The organism is Nocardia noduli (genome assembly GCF_019038455.1).
In the GTDB taxonomy this organism is placed as follows: Bacteria; Actinomycetota; Actinomycetes; order Mycobacteriales; family Mycobacteriaceae; genus Nocardia; species Nocardia noduli.
This window is the reverse complement of sequence record NZ_JAFMPL010000017.1, coordinates 21,295-35,629: the sequence shown is the minus strand read 5'-3', so window position 1 is coordinate 35,629 and position 14,335 is coordinate 21,295. Positions and strand designations below refer to the sequence as shown.

Annotated in this window: 12 protein-coding genes; 8 read left to right on the top strand and 4 right to left on the bottom strand. The window is 68.1% G+C overall.

Annotated features, from left to right (window positions below; genetic code table 11):
* The first annotated feature begins 213 nt into the window (after nucleotides 1–213).
* The 6 genes from JZ792_RS12915 to JZ792_RS12890 all read left to right on the top strand — a co-directional run bounded on the left by JZ792_RS12915 (nucleotide 214) and on the right by JZ792_RS12890 (nucleotide 9,315).
* The gene (locus tag JZ792_RS12915) at nucleotides 214–3,690 is read left to right on the top strand and encodes a serine/threonine-protein kinase (protein ID WP_216910340.1); all 3,477 of its coding nucleotides are present in this window, start codon (nucleotides 214–216) and stop codon (nucleotides 3,688–3,690) included.
* A gap of 146 nt (nucleotides 3,691–3,836) precedes the next feature.
* Nucleotides 3,837–4,976 carry an LLM class flavin-dependent oxidoreductase gene (locus tag JZ792_RS12910; protein WP_216910338.1) on the top strand — a complete coding sequence of 380 codons (1,140 nt, stop codon included), beginning with the start codon at nucleotides 3,837–3,839 and terminating at the stop codon, nucleotides 4,974–4,976.
* A 2-nt stretch (nucleotides 4,977–4,978) separates the two neighbouring features.
* A complete protein-coding gene (locus tag JZ792_RS12905; protein WP_216910336.1) occupies nucleotides 4,979–5,638 on the top strand; it encodes an FMN reductase in 660 nt (219 codons plus the stop codon).
* A gap of 121 nt (nucleotides 5,639–5,759) precedes the next feature.
* Nucleotides 5,760–7,280: a sulfatase family protein gene (locus JZ792_RS12900; RefSeq protein WP_216910334.1), complete on the top strand. Its 1,521-nt coding sequence runs from the start codon at nucleotides 5,760–5,762 to the stop codon at nucleotides 7,278–7,280.
* Nucleotides 7,281–7,492: 212 nt separating this feature from the next.
* Complete coding sequence (locus tag JZ792_RS12895) at nucleotides 7,493–8,956, top strand: DUF7159 family protein (RefSeq protein WP_498044254.1); 1,464 nt, start codon at nucleotides 7,493–7,495, stop codon at nucleotides 8,954–8,956.
* 155 nt (nucleotides 8,957–9,111) lie between these two features.
* A complete protein-coding gene (locus JZ792_RS12890; protein ID WP_067523410.1) occupies nucleotides 9,112–9,315 on the top strand; it encodes a cold-shock protein in 204 nt (67 codons plus the stop codon).
* A gap of 95 nt (nucleotides 9,316–9,410) precedes the next feature.
* Here JZ792_RS12890 and JZ792_RS12885 read toward each other — a convergent pair whose 3' ends face one another.
* Nucleotides 9,411–9,902, bottom strand: a complete 492-nt coding sequence (locus tag JZ792_RS12885; RefSeq protein ID WP_216910330.1) for a DUF4254 domain-containing protein — start codon at nucleotides 9,900–9,902, stop codon at nucleotides 9,411–9,413.
* Nucleotides 9,903–10,220: 318 nt separating this feature from the next.
* Between JZ792_RS12885 and JZ792_RS12880 the strand changes: the two genes are divergently transcribed.
* Together JZ792_RS12880 and JZ792_RS12875 are read left to right on the top strand one after the other, a co-directional pair.
* Nucleotides 10,221–11,312: a lipase family protein gene (locus JZ792_RS12880; protein ID WP_216910328.1), complete on the top strand. Its 1,092-nt coding sequence runs from the start codon at nucleotides 10,221–10,223 to the stop codon at nucleotides 11,310–11,312.
* Nucleotides 11,313–11,323: 11 nt separating this feature from the next.
* Nucleotides 11,324–12,250: an LLM class flavin-dependent oxidoreductase gene (locus tag JZ792_RS12875; protein ID WP_216910326.1), complete on the top strand. Its 927-nt coding sequence runs from the start codon at nucleotides 11,324–11,326 to the stop codon at nucleotides 12,248–12,250.
* Here JZ792_RS12875 and JZ792_RS12870 read toward each other — a convergent pair.
* From JZ792_RS12870 to JZ792_RS12860, 3 genes are all read right to left on the bottom strand, one after another.
* Nucleotides 12,247–12,795: a cysteine hydrolase family protein gene (locus JZ792_RS12870; RefSeq protein WP_216910324.1), complete on the bottom strand. Its 549-nt coding sequence runs from the start codon at nucleotides 12,793–12,795 to the stop codon at nucleotides 12,247–12,249. The genes JZ792_RS12875 and JZ792_RS12870 overlap by 4 nt on opposite strands.
* Nucleotides 12,796–13,120: 325 nt before the next feature.
* Entirely contained in the window at nucleotides 13,121–13,786 is a 666-nt protein-coding gene (locus JZ792_RS12865) for a hypothetical protein (protein WP_216910322.1), read from the bottom strand.
* A gap of 91 nt (nucleotides 13,787–13,877) precedes the next feature.
* Nucleotides 13,878–14,330 (bottom strand): hypothetical protein, encoded by a 453-nt coding sequence (locus tag JZ792_RS12860; protein ID WP_216910320.1) that lies wholly within the window; start codon nucleotides 14,328–14,330, stop codon nucleotides 13,878–13,880.
* Nucleotides 14,331–14,335: the final 5 nt, after the last annotated feature.

The following is a 14,335-nucleotide window of genomic DNA, read 5'->3' as shown; positions in this document are numbered from 1 at the left end:
GCCCGCGACGGTCCGAAATATTCCGGACGGTCGCGACCGTGCCGGGTTCGCCCGCGCGTAGCGGGATCGGATCCGGCTGCGCGCAACGGTTGTCGGGCCCGTCGTGGTGGGACACGCTGGTACGGAGCTCACCCGGCGCGCCGCCGCACCGCGCGCGACGGCCGTGGCGGGAATATGCTCGAATAACAGGTCGGTTGTTGTATCGGGGTCGTCGTGGCGAATATCGATCCACTCTCCACGCAACGCGACTCGACGTCAGGGTTCGCGGCGGAACTCGTCGCGGCCGGATTCGCCGAAGCCACCGAGATCGGCCGTGGCGGATTCGGTGTGGTGTACCGATGTCTACAGGCCGCGCTCGGCCGCGCGGTGGCGATCAAGGTGCTCACCGCCGACCTCGAATCCGAGAATCTGGAGCGGTTCGTCCGCGAACAACTCGCGATGGGGAAACTGTCCGGCCACCCGAATATCGTGAGCGTCTTCGAAATCGGATCGACCGCGACCGGGCGGCCCTACATCGTGATGCCCTACCACTCGCACGGTTCGCTCGACACCAGGATCCAGGAGCACGGCCCGCTCGGCTGGCAGGATGCCCTGCGGATCGGGGTGAAGATCGCGGGCGCGCTGGAGACCGCGCATCGTCGCGGCATGCTGCACCGCGACGTGAAACCGGGCAACATCCTGCTGACCGAATACGGTGAACCGCAACTCGCCGATTTCGGCATCGCCAGGCTCTCGGGCGGATTCCGGACCACGGCGGGCACCATCACCGGCTCGCCCGCCTTCACCGCGCCCGAGGTGTTGCAGGGACACGTTCCCGACGCCACCGCCGACATCTACAGTCTCGCCTCGACCCTGTTCTGCGCGAGCACCGGCCACGCGGTCTTCGAACGCCGCAGCGGGGAGCAGTTGGTCGCGCAGTTCCTGCGCATCACCCGGCATCCGATTCCCGATCTCGGTGAGGCCGGACTGCCCGACGACGTCACCGCCGCGATCGAGACGGCCATGGCCCGCGATCCGAGCGAACGACCCTCCACCGCCGCGGAATTCGGCGAATTGCTGCGCGAGATCCAGGACCGGCACGGTCTGGCCGCCGACGAGATGCCGCTGCCGCTGCCCACCGCCGAACCCACGGGACAGCGTCTCGCGCTGACCACGACGGCACAGCGCAGACGTCGCACCTCGGCGCATTCCTCGCCCGCGATGACCCCGCCCGTGCCCGCCACCCGATTGCGTCCGCCGGTGGCGACCCGCCCGCTGGTCGACCGCCCGCGCCTGATCGAGCTGCTGCGCCGTGGCGGCGACCGAAGGCTCGCGATCATCCACGGCCCCACCGGATTCGGCAAGACCACGCTGGCCGCCCAATGGTGCGCCGCGCTCACCGCCGAGGGGGTCGCGGTGGCCTGGCTCACGGTTGACCACGACGACAACACAGTCGTCTGGTTCCTGTCCCATCTCGTCGAAGCCATCCGGGCGGTGCGGCCGTCGCTGGCGCGCGAACTCGGCGTGCTGCTCGAGGAACACGGCGACGAGGCCGAGCGCTACGTACTGACCTCACTGGTCAACGACATCGACAGCGGCGGTGAGCAATTGGTCGTCGTCATCGACGACTGGGATCGGGTGAGCGACCCGGCGACCGCGCGAGCGCTGCGGTATCTGCTCGAGAGTTGCAGTCCCGCGCTGCGCGTCGTCGTCACCAGCCGTCGACAGACCGGCCTGCCGATGAGTTCGCTGCGCTCGCGCGACGAATTGGTCGAGATCGGGCCGACCGCACTGCGTTTCGAGGTCGATGAGGTGCACGCGCTGCTCGTCGACATCGGTGGGCTCGACCTGGATCTCGGTGATGTCGAAGATCTCGCCGAATCGACCGAAGGGTGGGTCGCGGCGCTGCAACTCGCGGCGTTGTCCCTGCGCGGCAGTGCCGATCCGGGCGAGCTGATCAGACATCTGACCGGTCGGCATCACGCCATCAGCGCGTTCCTGGTGGAGAACGTGCTGGACACACTCGAACCGGGCACGCTCGAATTCATGGTCGCGACCTCGGTCACCGAGCGGATCTGCGGTGAACTGGCCGCGGCGCTGACCGGGGTGGCCGACGGGCAGGCGATGCTGGAGAGTATCGAACAGCAGGACCTGTTCCTGCGCAAACTCGAGGACGGACAGTGGTTCCGGTACCACCACCTGTTCCAGGATTTCCTGCGGCAGCGGCTCGAACGCGACCGGCCCGAGCGGATCGGCGAATTGCATCGCGTGGCCTCGCGCTGGCTCGCCGAGCACCGGCACGTCAGCGAGGCGGTCGACCATTCGCTGCTCGCCGGTGACGAGCCGCGCGCGGTCGAGATCGTCGAGCGTGACGGGATGTCATTGCTCGAATACGGGCAGTTCTCCAGTCTGATCGCCCTGATCGCCAAACTCCCGGCGACCGCGGTCGAAACCCGTCCGCGACTCCAGCTGAATCTGGCGTGGGCCAATATCCTGCTGCATCGCGCCGCACCGGCCGAACAGGCGCTTCGGCAGGCCGAAATGCGTCTGGACCAGGACGACGCCGACTACGACACGATCGCGCGGCTGCGCGCGGAGGCCGGGGTGCTGCACGCGGTGGTGACGATTCGCGCCGATGTGCTGGTCGGCATCGAGGACCGGCTCGCGCCGTGTTTCCACCGCGCCGACGAACTGTCGCCGTACGTGGTCGCCGTCGCGGCCAATGTGGCGAGTCTGGCGGCGGGCTACCGCTGCGATTTCGAGGAGGCGCTGCGGCTGCACCGGTGGGCGGCCCCCTACACCCGGCGCAACAGGGGTTTCTACAACACCGTGCACGGGCTGTGTTTCCTCGGACTGGCCGCGAGCCTGCAACTGGATCTGGTGCGCGCCGAGGACTGTTTCCGTAAGGCCATGAAAATCGCCAAGCGGTCCGGCGGCAGCCATTCCTACGGCGCCAGGCTCGCCGGTTCCCTGCTGGGCGAACTGCTCTACGAGCGCGGTGAGATCGTCACGGCGGAAAGGTATCTCGACGAGGGCTACAAACTGGGACCCGACGCGGGCGTGGTCGATTTCAAACTCGCCCGCTACGTGGTGGGAGCCCGCGTCAAGGCCCTGCTCGGCGACCGGGCCGCCGCGGTCAGGCGGCTGAACGAGGGCGCGCGGGTGGCCCGCGCGATGTCGCTGCCTCGACTGCGCGCCGAGGTGGAGAACGAGCGGCTACGTCTGGGCCTGCCCCCGCATCCCGAATTCGGCGGACTGCCCGTCGTCGATCACGAACATCGCCGCACGCCCGTCGACCCGATCGACGAATTCACCGTCCTGTACGAGGAATTCACCGCCATCAGACTGCTGCTCGCCGAGGCGTCCGCGCCGAGTACCGCGCTGGCGCGGACATGGGCCCAGGAATGGGTGGACCGGCTCGAATCCCTGCACCGGCCGCGCGAACTGCTCAAGGCCCGTCGTCTGCTGGTGGCCTGCCTGGCCGCCGACGGCCGCGTGGACGCCGCGAAGAAGTTGCTCGCCACCGTGACCGCCCAGTGCGCCGAACTCGGTTCGGTCCGCTACCTGCTCGACGGCGGTCCGCACGTCCTCGCCACGTTGGCCGCCCTGTACGAGGATCAGCGGGCGGGCCGGTGGGATCCGGCCTGGCCCGAGGTTCCCGCCGCGTTCCTGCGGACGCTGATCGAGGCCGACACCGCCCAGACCATCTGAGGCCCACCTGCCCGAGCGGCACCGACGGTCGAAAGGGTGACGAAGACCGCCGGCGGTTCGTGGACTCGGGGAATAGGTGTCGCGCACCTGCTGTTAATTTGGTTGCCAAGTCAACAAAGTATGGATATCGACCCCAGGAGGGCCCCGTGCAATTCGGAATCTTCACCGTCGGTGACCTCACCACGGACCCGGTCACGGGCCGGACGCCCAGCGAGGCCGAGCGGATCAAGGCGATGATCGCGATCGGTGAGAAGGCCGAGGAAGTCGGCCTCGACGTCTTCGCGACCGGGGAACACCACAATCCGCCGTTCGTGCCGTCCTCGCCGACCACCATGCTCGGCTACCTGGCCGCCCGCACGCAACGGCTGATCCTGTCCACCGCGACCACGCTCATCACCACGAACGACCCGGTGAAGATCGCCGAGGATTTCGCGATGTTGCAGCACCTGTCCGATGGACGCACCGATCTGATGCTCGGCCGCGGCAATACCGGACCGGTCTACCCGTGGTTCGGCAAGGACATCCGCGACGGAGTCCCGCTCGCCGTCGAGAACTATCACCTGCTGCGTCGCCTGTGGCGCGAATCCCGTGTCGACTGGGAAGGCAAGTACCGCGGCCCGCTGCAAGGTTTCACCGCGACACCGGCCCCGCTGCACGGCACGCCGCCATTCGTCTGGCACGGCTCGATCCGCTCACCGGAGATCGCCGAACAGGCCGCCTTCTACGGCGACGGCTTCTTCCACAACAACATCTTCTGGAACAAGGAGCACACCGAGCAGATGGTGCGCCTCTACCGTCAGCGCTTCGAGCACTACGGTCACGGCTCCGCCGATCAGGCGATCGTCGGACTCGGCGGTCAGGTGTTCATGGGCGAGACCGAGGCGGCGGCGAAGAAGTTCTTCCGCCCCTACTTCGACAACGCGCCGGTCTACGGGCACGGGCCGTCGATGGAGGAATTCACCGAACTGACCCCGCTGACCGTCGGCACACCGGAACAGGTCATCGAACGCACCCTCGGTTTCGCCGATTACGTCGGCGACTACCAGCGCCAGCTGTTCCTGATGGATCACGCCGGACTGCCGATCGAGGTGGTGCTCGACCAGATCGAGATCCTCGGCCGCGAGGTGGTCCCGGTCCTGCGCAAGGAATTCGAATCGCGCAGGCCCGCCCACGTGCCCAGCGATCCGCCGACCCACGAAACACTGATGGCCGCCGGTCCGGACAGCCCACACCACCTGGTGGTCTCGGCCCGCGAACAGGTTTCGGCCGAATCGGAGAGCGAGTAATCATGAGCCGCAGCATCGTCGTTCTCAGCGCGGGTCTCTCACAGCCCTCCTCGACGCGTCTGCTCGCCGATCAGCTCGCCGCCGCCGTCACCGCGGCGGTGGGCGGACGGGGTGAGAGCGTCGACATCGAGGTCATCGAATTGCGGGAACTCGCCACCGATCTCGCCACCACCATGACCACCGGCGGGCTCCCGACGCCCGCCGTGGCGGCGGCCCGGCAGCGGGTCTCCGACGCCGACGGGATCATCGCCGTCACACCGGTGTTCGCCTCGAGCTACAGCGGTCTGTTCAAGATGTTCGTCGACGTGCTCGATCCGGACGCGCTCGACGCGATGCCGGTGCTGATCGCGGCGACGGCCGGAACAGCGCGGCATTCGCTGATGCTCGACTATTCGATGCGTCCGCTGTTCACCTATCTGCGCGCCGTCGTGCCGCCCACCGGCGTCTTCGCGGCGACAGCGGATTTCGGGTCGTCGGGCCTGGCCGAACGTGTGCATCGGGCGGCGGCCGAATTCGCGACGCTGGTCGTCGCCGCGCCGACCGCGGTATCGGGCTTCCTGCCGGAGACTCCACCGCGACGGCGCACCTCGGGCAATTCGCTCGCGGCGGTGACGCCGTTCAGCCAATTGCTCGCGGGTCACACCGGCGGTGCCGACCTCTGACGTCGTACGGTCGGCCTCCGCGTGTTCGATGCAGCGTGTCGGATGCCGACCGCCCGGTTCCTCGTGGCCGTCGTGATGGATACTCTGCGGGACCGTTGCCCCCGTCCGGCAGGAGCATTCGATGAGTCATGGTCCTTCGCGTGGTCGCGTGCTGTCGGCGGCGATCCTGCTGCTGTCCGCGCTGGTGTGGCTTCCCGGCACCTCGACCGCCGACACGCCCGAAGACGGGCGTCCGAATATCGTCATGATCCTCGCCGACGATCTGGATACGACCTCCACGCCGGTCTGGCAGGCCATGCCGCGGACCGCGGCGCTGATCCGTGACCGCGGAATGGAATTCACCGACGGGTTCGCGCCGATGCCGATCTGCTGCGCGGCGCGCGCGTCGATCCTGACCGGCGAGTACGGGCACAACACCGGGGTGCTCACCAACGCGGGCGAGGTCGGCGGATTCGAGACCTTCCGGGACAACGGCAACGAATCCCACACCATCGCCACCCATCTGCACGACGCCGGATATCGGACCGGCATGGCGGGCAAATACCTCAACGGCCTCGAACACGATCCCGGCCACATCCCCCCGGGCTGGGACGACTGGAACGCGGGCGTGGACAACTTCCTCTACGCCGGCTACAACTACACGCTCAACGAGAACGGCACCTTCGTGAAATACGGTGTCGCGCCGAAGGATTACCAAACCGATGTGATCCGGGACAAATCGGTGCGGTTCATCACCGACGCCGCCGCGTCCGCGCGACCGTTCTTCTGGTACGCCGCCTCGACGGCCCCGCATTTCCCGATTCCGCCCGCGCCGCGCCACCTCGCCGAGACCGTCCCGACGGCCGCGCCGCGCTCGCCGAACTACCAGGAAGCCGACGTCTCCGACAAACCCGAATGGCTGATCGACACCGCGGGTGTTCGCGCCGCGACCATCGCGGCGACCAACGATGTCGACTACACCAATCGGCTCGGTTCGTTGAAAGCGCTGGACGAGATGGTGGCCGCGATCGTGGACACCCTCGCCGCGACCGGCACCCTCGACAACACCTATCTGATCTTCACCTCCGACAACGGATACAGCCTCGGCGCGCACCGGCTCACCCAGAAGATGGCGCCGTATGAGGAATCCGTTCGCGTTCCGCTCGCCGTCGCCGGTCCCGGTATTCGGCGGGGGACCACCGACGCGTTCGCGCTGTCCATCGACCTCGCGCCCACCATTCTCGGCTGGGCGGGCATAGCGCTTCCGGCGCGGATCGACGGCCGCTCGCTGGCGGGTCCGCTCGCCGGTGACACGACCGGGTGGCGCACCGATTTCACCGCCGAGTACGGCGGCGCGGGCGCGTCCGGGCGCGACGGCATCGCGCAGGAACAGATCCCCGGCACCGACACCCCGGCGATCTACGCCTTCGACATGCCGTCCTGGGTCGGTATCCGCACCGAGCGCTACCTCTACGTGCGCTGGTACGAACGCGAACGCCCGCTCGCGGAGCGCGAGTACGAGCTCTACGATCTCGCCGCGGACCCGTACCAGTTGACGAATCTGATCAAGACCGCGGACGGTCGCGCCGCGCACGCCGACACCGTCGACGCGCTCGACCGCCGTTTGCGCGAACTCACGGCGTGCACCGGAAGTAGCTGCTGACCCGTCGCGCCCCGGAATCGTCCGGGTGAGTGAGGTCACATCCGGTGACCGAAATGTGCGTCGGGGCGATCGATTCGTGTCCGTGTCGTCGCCGCGCGCCGCGCCCGGGACGGCGACACGCGTTCGTTGCTGTGTGCCCGGTGCGTTCCCGGTTTCGACACGCGTAACGCATTCGTCGCAGGTAGAGATAGAAATTCCGTGTTCGCGGCAATATGCTGCAACCTTGCAGGCCGCCGATCCGCAATGTCGTCGAACCGGTGCTCTGGGGTGGATATCGGTTCGGCGATATGTGTTCGATATCGCCCGGCGTCGATGGAAGCTCCCGGGTTGGACCGATCGTTGCGAGACCGTCGCGCCACGCGCCCATCGTTTCGGGTACCCGCTGCGAACTCCTTACGAGAGTGTTTGTCGAATCGAGGTATTTCATGAGGGCAACTGTCGGTCTATCCGCGGAACAGACAGTGGTTCGCGGGGTACTCGTGTCGTGTACGCCGGAGGACGGTGCGCCGGAGAAGATCCTGCGCACGGTCGAGGAACAGGTCGCTGACGGCGTCGATGCCGTTCCCGGTGTGCTCGACCGGATCGTCGCCGCCGTCGCGCCCGATATCCGGATCGAGAACGTCGCCGTCGTCTATCGCACCGCCGAGGAGCGCCGCGCGCTGGTGACGAATCTGTCGACCGGCGGCTGGAGTTCGGCGTCGCTGGTCTCGGTGCGTTCGGCGTTGCTCGCGGCGGTTCGCGAGGTGCCGGGGCAGGAGAAATACGGGCCCGTCCTGATCGTGGAAACCGTGGATCGGCGCACCTCGTTCGCGGTGGTCGACGCGGCCCGCGCGCAGGTGCTCGCCTCGGATACCTGGCAGCCGGGGATCGTCGGCGCCGAGTCCGCCGACGCCGCCGTCATTCGTATTCGCAGCCAGTGTGATTCGCCGTCGACGCGGCCCGAGGCGGTGCTGCTGTGCGGCGCGGCCGCGGGGATTCCGGCCATCGCCGCGGCCTTCGACAAGGGGTTCGGCGTACCCGTTCTCCAGGCGCCGGGGGCCGTGACGATGGCGGCGCGCGGGGCGGCGCTGGTCGCGTCGGGACAGATCGAGGAATCCGATCCGGCCGCCTCGGCCACGAATGCCGCCAGGCTGCGCCGACCCGTGCTGATCGCGGCGGCGATCGTCGCCGTGCTCGGCGCCACCGGATTCGCGGTCGCGCAGATCGGTGACGACCATCCGGCGGCGAAGGTCGTCGCCGAATCGAGCGCGCCCGCCACCACCGTGCCGTCGACCTCGGTGTCGGCAGCGGAGTCGGTGTCGGCGGTGCCCACTACCGAACCCGTCGCGCCGCCGGAAACACCCGCGGCGGCGGAGCGGGAACAGCTACCGGCCCCCATGCCACCGCCCGGGGTGCCGCCGGTGCCGATCAATCCGCGCCCGACCGCGCCGCCCCGGCCCACCACGACAGTCAAGCCGGAACCGTCCGAATCGGCGCCGCAGCAGGAGGCGCAGGCCCCCGCCGAGGAACAGGCGCCCGAAGCGCCGCCCGCGCCGTCGAAGGTCGGCGAACCCGACGGAAACGGCCTGTTCCCGGGGGAGTCCCCGCCGCCCGCCGCGGGAGCCGATCCCGAGGTCACGCGGCAGTGGTGGGACAATCACTGGGCACTGAAACAGCGTTGGCTGAACGGTGGCTGAAACCCGCTGTCCAGGTCGGATCGCTCCTCGCCGGGTTGTCGCCTTGCTCACAGAAAGCGGGCATTATCGGTGAATCCGTGGCATGGTTAGGCAGTGGGATCGAGCTTATCGGTGTGATTTGCTCGGCTCACCTACAGAAAAGATGAAGTAAGCAAATGGCTCAAGGCAGTGTGAAGTGGTTCAACAGCGAAAAGGGCTTCGGCTTTATCGCCCAAGACGGTGGCGGCCCTGACGTCTTCGTTCATTACTCCGCCGTGTCCGGCTCGGGATTCAAGTCCCTCGAAGAAGGACAGCGCGTGGAGTTCGAGGTCGGGCAGGGACAGAAGGGGCCGCAGGCCCAGGACGTCCGCGCGATCTGATCGACGCAGTCGGTAGAACCCCGCACCTCAGGGTGCGGGGTTTTTGCCGTTTCCGGGGGTTTTCGACGACGTATGCGGGGGCGTTCGGGGCGGTGTCAGTCCGAGGAGCGGTCGGGCAGGCGACGTTGTCCCCGCACCACCTCGGCGGCCAGATCGCGATAGGCGACGACGAGTTCGGCCACGCAGTGCCACGCGCCGTGCACCCGGGGATCTCCCGGCGCGTGCCGCGACATCTCGGTCTGGAACCGGGTGTAGGCCCTGGCGATCTTGTCGATCACCGCGCCGATGGTCTCGGTGTGCAGCCGCGAACCGTTCAGGTGCTGGGGCACGTGATGGTTGGTCCACATGTCGATATCGCGGATGATGTCGGCGCGACGTTTGGCCGAGAGTCGTTCGTCGCAGCCTTCGGTGGTGCTGTCACGATGGATGTCGACCAGATCCACGCACCAGCGGGTGATCGGATGATCCGCGACGCAGTGGCCGCTGATGGCCGAGAGCAGTTGCGAGGACGGGAAGAACTGTTCGGGTTCGGCGAACGGATCGGTGATCCTCGGTTTCGGTGGTGAGGAACCATTCAACGTCTTCACCATTCGATCCGAGAGCGATCCGGCGTCGGCGACAAGAGGCCGTCCGCGCGGTGATGGGTGGTTCCGTGCCCCGGTCGTAGAGTTCGCACGGCGGCTGTCCACGTTTCGAGGCCGCCGTCGTGGGTTGGCGTGGTCGATACTTCTGCCATCGGTTCACTCCGCTGTGTCCCCAACCCGTCAATCGGGCGTATGGTTAGCATCTTATCACCGATGGAAATGATGTTCTCATATCAGGGTAATGAAGTTCCGATAACGGCGGGGGCCATGGTTACTGTGTCGGCGAACGTGTTCTTACGTGTGATGACAACGGTTTTCGTGATGATTATGCCCCTCGCGGCCATCGGCTCGGCGGCCGCCGAGCCCGCCGTACGGTCTGCCGAAACCGGCGTGCTCACCGGTCGGCACGCGCCGAGCTTCGATCTCGACAACGCGGGCGAGATCACGGTTCTCGAATATCGCACCGAGGCTCCCATCGGCGGTACCACCCCGGCGACGGGAGTTCTCGCGGTGCCGCGCGGTGTCGCACCCGACCACGGCTGGCCGGTCATCGCATGGGATCACGGCACCTCGGGCGTCGGGCCCGGATGCGGCGTCTCCTCCGGATATGCCACCGAGGATCAGCGGGTGCTCGACCATTACCTGTCGCGGGGATACGCCGTCGTCGCGCCCGACTACGTGGGACTCGGGCCGACCGCCGACACCACCCACCCCTATCTACATCTGCGCACCGAAGCCACCGCGACGGTCGACGCCGTGCGCGCCGCGCACTCTGCCCGCGCCGACCTCGCCACGCGATGGGCGGTCGCCGGTGTCTCGCAGGGCGGCCACGCGGCGCTCGCCACCGCCCGGATCGCGTCGGCGCGCGCCCCCGAACTCGCTTTCCGCGGCACCGCCGCCATCGAACCCGCCTCGGCCGCCGAGTACGCGTTCGGTCTTTTCGGGCCCGCGTTCCCGGAGGTGCCAGGCATCGACGGACTGAACGAGTACGCCGCCGCCATCCTGCTCGGTCTGCGCACGGTCCGGCCGGATATCGACGTGAACTCCTACCTCTCACCGCGCGGGGTCGACATCCTGGACCGACTCGTCGGCACCTGCCAGAACCGGTGGCACTCGATCATCCGAGGCGCGTCGATCGGATCGATGCTCGCCAGGCCGCTCGAAGATCCCGCGTTCCGTCGCGCCGTCGCCGACTACACCGCCGTACCGGCCGACGGATACGACCGCCCGATCTTCTTCGCCCACGGTTACACCGACCTCGCCGTCCCGATCCCGGCGACGGCCGTGCTGCTGGCCAGGATGAGCGCGGCGGGCACCCGTTACGAATTCCGGGTGTACGACGGTGACCACCGGACGACGCCGGGACTCGCCCGCGCCGACGTCGACGACTTCCTGCGCCGAGTCCTGGAATGAAAGGCCACGCGATGAGCGATCTCGATATCGGCGTCTACCTGCCGCAGATCGGTTTCTCCTATCCCGAACTGCTCCATCGCGCGCAACGCTGCGCCGAACTCGGCATCGGCTCGCTGTGGATCTACGACCACCTGTACGGACCCGGCGCCCCCGACCTCCCGTCGCTGGAAGCCTGGACCCTGGCCACGGCACTGCTCAGCCGCACCGAACGGCTCACCATCGGCCACTTGGTGCTGTGCAACCAGTTCCGCCATCCGGCGCTGCTGGCTCAGATGGCGTCCACCCTCGCCGAGATCGCACCCGGCCGCTTCGCGCTCGGACTCGGCAGCGGCTCCATCGCGGACGAACACGAACGGGCGGGTCTGCCGTGGGGATCGTTCGCCGATCGCTCGGGGCGGCTGGCCGAAACCCTGGAAATCCTCACCCAGGCCTTCACCGACCGGCGGATCGATTTCACCGGCGACCACTACTCGGTTCGCGACGTCGCCGTGGTTCCCGCGCCGTCGGTCCGGCCGCCGATCGTCATCGGCGGTGTCGGCGAGAAGTACACCCTGCCGCTGGTGGCCCGCTACGCCGATGTGTGGAATGTTCCGACCTACGCGCTCGGCGAACTCGATCGCAAACTCGACGTGCTCCGATCGTGCTGCGCGGATATCGGCCGCGACCCGTCGTCGATCACGCTGTCACTGCAAGCCGTGATGGCGCTGGCCCCCGACGACGCCTCGGTGGCCGAGGTCAGGGCCAAGGCCGAGAAGCGTTTCGGCGCACCCGCGTACGGACTGGCCGAGGGCGGACTCCTCGGCACCGCGCCCGAAGTGGTCCAACGCCTGCGAGAACTACGCGACACCGGCTTCGGTCAGGTCATCCTGTTCACCCACGACCGTGGGTCGGATCTGTCGCTGGAACTTCTCGCATCGCGGGTGCTGCCCGAGTTCTAGGCGGGCGTCCATGCCTCGACGGTGGTGACCTCGGCCTGCATCGGGAAGACCTTCTCGGTCAGCACCCGGTGCACCTCGGGGTCCGAGTCCAGACACGCGTCGGCGAGCACGGTCAGCGTGAGATCTCGATCCGCGGCCTCCCGCAGCGTGGACAGCACGACTCCGCTGGTCGCGATACCGGTCAGCACGAGATGATCGATACCGCCCGCGCGCAGCACCACGTCGAGATCGCTGCCCGCGAAGGCGCTGACCCGCCGTTTGGTGACGACGATATCGCCGGGTTCGGGCGTGACCTCGGGGTGGATCTGCATCCCCGCCTCCTCGCCCGCGGCGGCCGCTCGTCGCGCCAGTCCGCCGAACATCTTGTTGTTCGCACTGATCTCGGGATACCCGGGCCGGAATCCGACGACGACGTGGATCACCGGAATACCGCCTGCCCGAGCGCGGGCGATGGCCTCGCGCAGCCGGGGCAGATAGGCGGGATCGGGGTACCGGGCGACCACGGCGTTCTGGATATCCATGACCATGAGGGCTTGCCGAGACATTCGATGCCTTCCGGGATACGTCGGTGCGACGGAGATCTACTACTACGCAACGTAGCGCCGACCGAACGGGTCGGGCAACGGGGGTCGCCGAGCGAACGGCTGGCGTCGGCAATTCCCGTGGGTTAGGGTCACCTTATCCTCGGTGATCGACAGGTGATCGCCCGCGCGACGCTCACCCGCGGTCACCGGGATTCGGGGGCGTAGTCGGTGGTCGCCCTCGTCGACGAGGGGGAGGGCGACCCCCTCGCGCCCATTGCTCGCGCACGTCCGCCAACCGGAGGCAACTCCGCCGAAGCCCGCTCGTGGGCCCGATCGGAGTCGCCGATCAGACCAGGGCGGCGCGGGTGCGCGCGTAGGTGACGACCTCCTCCACGTACTCCGATGCCTCCTGTTCCGAGATCGCTTGCCGCAGCAGGTGTATCGCGTCGTCGAGTTCCGGTCCCGGTCCGCGGTCGGCGAGCAGGACGACGATCGCGCGTCGCGTGTCGAGATCGGGTTCGGGGTGGGCCAGTAGTTCGTCGAGGTACCGGTCGGGCTGTATCAGCGCGATGGCGCGGCGGGCGTAGGCGTGTACGCGGCGGGGGAGTTCGGCGCGGATGACGTCGATATCGGCCTGTGCCGCGTGTTGACCCGCCCGCTCCGGATCCACCCGCAGCGACCACGACTCGGGCTGTTCCAGGGTGGGTGGGTGTGGCTCGACGAGACCGGGGCCGGTGGCGTTCTCCGGTGACGTCGGGGCGAGTCCGAGGCGGGTGTCGCGCCAGTTGCGGAATTCCCACCAGGCGGCGGGGGTGGCGTCGAGGTGCAGGCCGAATCGGAGGGTCTGCTGTCCGTCGGTCCAGGTGCGGGAGACCCGGGTGCGTCCGACCGAGGCGACTCCGCCCGGTTCGACCCGGATCCAGGTGGGTTCGGAGCCGCCGAAGCCGTACGGTTCCAGCAGTTTTCCCGTCTCCCGCAGCAGGCGGCGCAGAGCCGTATCGGGACTGACCATTCCGGCAGAGTAGCGTCCGGGACCGACAGGTCCGGCGGCCACGGGACCGTGTGTACGGGCGACGGCCTCGGGATCGCCGTCCCAGGTGCCGTCAGCTCGGCGTGAAGTACAGCGGCAGCGAACTCGTCACCAGATCGACCGTCGGATCCGGGCTCAGCGGGATCAGCAGGACACCGTCCGCGATCCCCAGCGCGTGCAGATCGCGGATGAGCCCGCACAGTCCGGTGACGGTGCCGACATAGCTGGTGGACGATATCGGCGGATCGTCGGCGATATCGGACGAGTCGGGCAGGTGCCCGCGCGCCGCGTCCGCCGAGATATCCACGAGCACATCGATATCGAGCAGAACCAGCGGCGGCGTCGACGACCCCGCGCGCACGCGCGCCGACTGCCGCTGCGCGTCGCGCAGATCCTCGGCCCTGATCCGGACGGCGCGTTCGAGCGCGCCGGTATCCGGTGCGCCGACGACCCAGGTCACCGGGTGGTCGGTGGTTTGTCTGTCGAGCAGGCCGACCACGGGTGCCGGTCGGGATTGTCGGCGCATCACGG